Origin of the sequence: Halorubrum sp. SS7 (assembly GCF_005435055.1) — an archaeon.
GTDB classification, from domain to species: domain Archaea; phylum Halobacteriota; class Halobacteria; order Halobacteriales; family Haloferacaceae; genus Halorubrum; species Halorubrum salinarum.
Genome location: NZ_SGXV01000043.1, coordinates 1 through 4,166 on the forward strand (window position 1 = coordinate 1; position 4,166 = coordinate 4,166).

Consider the following 4,166-nt stretch of genomic DNA (forward strand, 5'->3'; position numbering starts at 1 on the left):
TCTCTACGGTGATCGTCTCCTTCGGGTCGGCCGTCATCACCTCGATTCTCGCCCGAACGCACTTAAATGGTGGCCGGCCGGAACCGCCACGCTATTGCCGCCGCCGCGCGGAGCCGTCGGCGTGTACTGGCTCGAACTCGCCGGCGAGACGGACGCCTTCGCGGCCCGCGAGGCCGCGACCGCCGCGACCGGCGTCGACCTCCTCGCGCCGGGGGTCGCGCGCACCGGCGGGATCGACCGCGATCACGCCGCCCGGCTCGCGTACACCCGCGCCGCGCACGAGGCGATCGCGCGGACGGACGCCGACGTCGACGCCGCGGCCGCCGCGCTCCGGGCCGCGTCGCTCGACCGCTCCGGGACCGTGGCGGTCCGCGCCCGCGACGTCCGGGCCACGGCCGGCGTCTCGACGGGGGCGGCCGAGCGCGCGCTCGGCAGCGTCCTCGTCGACCGCGGGTTCGAGGTCGACCTCGACGACCCTGATCACGTCCTCCGCGCGCTGTTCGCGGCCGGCCCGCGCGCCGAGCACGACGCGGTGGCCGGCGCGGACGGCGGCGACGCGGACCTGTGCGCCCTCGGCTGGGTCGCGGTCGAGGCGGCCCGCGACTTCGCGCCCGACCCCACCGACCGCCCCTTCTTCCAGCCGGGGAGCATGGCCCCGGCCGACGCCCGCGCCTACGCCAACCTCGCGGGCGCCGCCCCGGGTCGGACCCTCCTCGACCCGATGTGCGGCACCGGCGGCCTCCCGCTGGAGGCCGGCCTCGTCGGCGCCGACCCCGTCGCCTGCGACGCGCAGGCGAAGATGGTCCGCGGCGCGCGGGAGAACCTCCGCGAGTACCTCGGCGAGGTCGGCGGTGACGGGGCCCCCGACTGGCACGTCGCGCGCGGCGACGCGACCGCGCTCCCCCTCCCCGACGACGCCGTCGACGGGGTCGCGTTCGACGCCCCGTACGGCCGGCAGTCGAAGATCGCTCGCCACGAGCTCGCGGACCTCGTCGGGGGCGCGCTCGACGAGGCCGCCCGGGTCGCGCCGCGCGCGGTGCTGGTCGCGGACCGGGACTGGCGCGCCCCCGCCCGCGCCGCCGGCTGGACGGTCGACGCGGCGTTCGAGCGCCGCGTCCACCGCTCGCTGACGCGGCACGTGCTGGTGTTGCGCCGCGGCGACGCGGGGTGACTGCCGGCGAGCGCGGCGGGGATCCCGCCGGACCGAGAGTGAACGACCGATCGGCGGAATCGCTCTCTTCCGGGGCTCGCACGACAAGTTTCAGTTTCGCCCCGGCGCCGGGCAACGGTTAAGTGCGCGGCCTCTCGTGGTACTCGCATGACCGGGGACGCCGGGGACATGCTCTCGTGGGACGAGTCCGTGTTCCGCGACGAGTCGGTGTTCGAGATCGACCACGTCCCCGAGACGTTCCGCCACCGGGAGAGCCAGCTGGAGAACCTGAAGTACGCGCTCCGCCCCGCGGTCCGCGGCTCCCGCCCCCTCAACACGATGGTCCGCGGCCCGCCCGGGACCGGCAAGACCACCGCGGTCCAGAAGCTGTTCGGCGAGCTGGGCGCCCGGACCGAGGTCCGGACCGTGCGCGTCAACTGCCAGGTCGACTCGACGCGCTACGCGGTGTTCTCCCGGCTGTTCGAGGGGATCTTCGAGTACGAGCCCCCCTCCTCCGGCATCTCCTTCAAGAAGCTGTTCGGCCAGATAACCGACCGGCTCGTCGAGGAGGACGAGGTCCTCGTCGTCGCCTTAGACGACGTGAACTACCTCTTCTACGAGAACGAGGCCTCCGACACCCTCTACTCGCTCCTACGCGCCCACGAGGCCCACTCCGGCGCGAAGATCGGCGTCATCGTCGTCTCCTCGGACCTCGGCCTCGACGTGATCGACGACCTCGACACCCGGGTCCAGTCCGTCTTCCGCCCCGAGGAGGTGTACTTCCCCGTCTACGACGCGACCGAGATCTACGACATCCTCGCGGAGCGCGCCAAGCGCGGCTTCCACGAGGGCGTCATCGGCGACGCCGAGCTGGACCGCGTCGCAGACCTCACCGCCGAGAGCGGCGACCTCCGCGTCGGCATCGACCTCCTGCGCCGGGCCGGGCTCAACGCCGAGATGCGCGCCTCGAAGACGGTCTCCGAGGAGGACGTCGAGGACGCCTACGACAAGTCGAAACACGTCCACCTCTCGCGGTCGCTCCGCGGCCTCTCCGACTCCGAGCGCGACCTCGTCCGCGTCCTCGCCGAACACGACGGCGAGCGCGCCGGGGTAGTGTACGACGCCTTCAACGACGCGACCGACCTCGGCTACACCCGCTACTCGGAGATCATCAACAAGCTCGACCAGCTCGGCGTGATAGACGCCGAGTACGCCGACGTCGACGGCCGCGGCCGCTCGCGGGAGCTCTCCCTAGCGTACGACTCGGAGGCGGTGCTGGACCGCTTGGAATAGCTCTCCCGCGCCTCGCCACCCCGACGGCTTTTCAACGCCGCCGCACGCAGTCGACCACATGAAGACGAGCGGCGGGAGCGACGCGATGAAGCGGCGCGCCGGCGAGTCGGCGGCCGAGGCGGTGACCGACGGAGACGTGGTCGGCCTGGGGACCGGGTCGACCGCGGCGCACGCGATCCGGCGGCTCGGCGACCGGGCCGACGCCGGCCTCGATATTCGTGGGGTCCCCACCTCCTTCGCGAGCCGCGAACTCGCGGCCGAGGCGGGAATTCCGCTCCTCGACCTCCCGGACGCGGTCGGCCCCGACGGACCGGGGATCGACGTCGCGATCGACGGCGCCGATCAGGTGGCCACCGGCGCCGCGGGCGACGCCCTCGTCTCCGGCGGCGCGCTGATCAAGGGCGGCGGCGCGGCCCACGCCCGCGAGAAGCTCGTCGACGCCGCCGCGGACCGCTTCCTCGTCGTCGCGGACCCCTCGAAGGAGTCGCCGCGGCTGGACCGGTCCGTGCCGGTCGAGGTGTTGCCCGCGGGGCGGACCGCGGTCGCGGCGGCGATCCGGGACGCGGGCGGCGAGCCGACGCTGCGCCGCGCGGAGCGGAAGGACGGGCCCGTCGTGACGGACAACGGGAACCTCGTACTGGACTGCGCGTTCGGCGAGATCGCCGACCCGGCCGCCCTGTCGGCGACGCTGTCGGCGGTCCCGGGCGTGGTCGAGCACGGGCTCTTCGTCGGGCTCGCGGACGAGGTTCACGTCGGGACGGAGTCCGGCGTCCGGGTCGACGAGGTCTGACCCGTCGTCGAGCGGCGACGCGGGCGACGGCGCGGCCGCTGGCCGGTCGGCGTCTAAATAAAATGGAACGGAAACGGGTCCGCCTTACAGGTCGCGCGGCTGGACCGTCTTCCGGTCGTTGGCCTCGGCGCGGCGCGCGGCGTCTTCGAGCAGCTCGTCCACTTCGTCGTCCAGCGCGTCGTAGAAGTCCGAAGCGACGTTCTTGTCGTCCAGGGCTTCCTTGACGGCCGCTTTGACAATGAGGTCTGCCATGCGATCGGGCCTACCCGGTGATGGTTAATAAGAGTTCCTGAATTCGCCCGCGAGGGACGCCGTGACGCCGGTTCGCGGGGGGCTGCGAGGATAGTCGCTTATAAGCCTTGTGGGATTCTCGTCCGCGCTCCGCCGCGACGGCGCTCGGAACCGCCTCGGATCCCGAGTCGGTCCGGCCTCGATCGAGTCGCACCCCCGTCGCGTGACGCCCGCGGGCTCGCTCCGCCTCCGGCCGATGTCGGCGCGCGGCGGGCCGGACCGCGAACCGACAGGTTCGACCGGGGCCGCCGCGCACCACCATCCATGCGAGAGACGCTGGCGGCGCTCGAGGCGGGCGACATCGGGATCGAGGAGGCGGAGTCGCGGCTCGCGGGCTACGCGACCACGGACGCGGGGCGGTTCGACGCCGCCCGCGAGCGGCGGCGCGGGATCCCCGAAGCGATCCTCGCGGAGGGGAAGACGCCCGCGGAGGTCGCCGCGCTGGCGACCACGGCGCTCGACACCACCGGTCGGGCGCTCGTGACCCGCGCGGACGAGGCCGCCGCGTCCGCGGTCGCCGCGGCGGTCGGCGACGCCGACGCGGACGCGACGGTCGACCGCGACGACCGCGCGGGCACCGTCGTCGTCCACGCGGCCGACTTCGAGCCCCCGTCGCTCGACGCCGCGGTCGCGGTCGTGGCC

At 73.8% G+C, this 4,166-nt stretch carries 4 protein-coding genes and 1 pseudogene; 4 read left to right on the forward strand and 1 reads right to left on the reverse strand.

Annotated features, from left to right (window positions below):
- Positions 1-121: 121 nt before the first annotated feature.
- The 3 genes from EXE44_RS16125 to rpiA all read left to right on the forward strand — a co-directional run bounded on the left by EXE44_RS16125 (position 122) and on the right by rpiA (position 3,233).
- Positions 122-1,171: a TIGR01177 family methyltransferase gene (locus EXE44_RS16125; RefSeq protein WP_137717933.1), complete on the forward strand. Its 1,050-nt coding sequence runs from the start codon at positions 122-124 to the stop codon at positions 1,169-1,171.
- 147 nt (positions 1,172-1,318) lie between these two features.
- Positions 1,319-2,443 carry an ORC1-type DNA replication protein gene (locus EXE44_RS16130; protein WP_137717934.1) on the forward strand — a complete coding sequence of 375 codons (1,125 nt, stop codon included), beginning with the start codon at positions 1,319-1,321 and terminating at the stop codon, positions 2,441-2,443.
- A 58-nt stretch (positions 2,444-2,501) separates the two neighbouring features.
- Entirely contained in the window at positions 2,502-3,233 is a 732-nt protein-coding gene (rpiA, locus tag EXE44_RS16135; protein WP_137717935.1) for a ribose-5-phosphate isomerase RpiA, read from the forward strand.
- 84 nt (positions 3,234-3,317) lie between these two features.
- On the opposite strand, the gene EXE44_RS16140 is transcribed toward rpiA, so the two are convergent.
- Positions 3,318-3,485 (reverse strand): DUF1931 family protein, encoded by a 168-nt coding sequence (locus EXE44_RS16140; RefSeq protein ID WP_004047560.1) that lies wholly within the window; start codon positions 3,483-3,485, stop codon positions 3,318-3,320.
- Between the two features lie 303 nt (positions 3,486-3,788).
- Here EXE44_RS16140 and EXE44_RS16145 point away from each other — a divergent pair.
- Positions 3,789-4,166 (forward strand): annotated as a pseudogene (locus EXE44_RS16145) (hypothetical protein); the annotation flags it as partial.

Bases quoted from the DNA above. Each gene is read 5' to 3' on its own strand.
- EXE44_RS16140 (WP_004047560.1), bottom strand. From the start codon at position 3,485: ATGGCAGACCTCATTGTCAAAGCGGCCGTCAAGGAAGCCCTGGACGAC.
- EXE44_RS16130 (WP_137717934.1), top strand. From the start codon at position 1,319: ATGACCGGGGACGCCGGGGACATGCTCTCGTGGGACGAGTCCGTGTTC.
- rpiA (WP_137717935.1), top strand. From the start codon at position 2,502: ATGAAGACGAGCGGCGGGAGCGACGCGATGAAGCGGCGCGCCGGCGAG.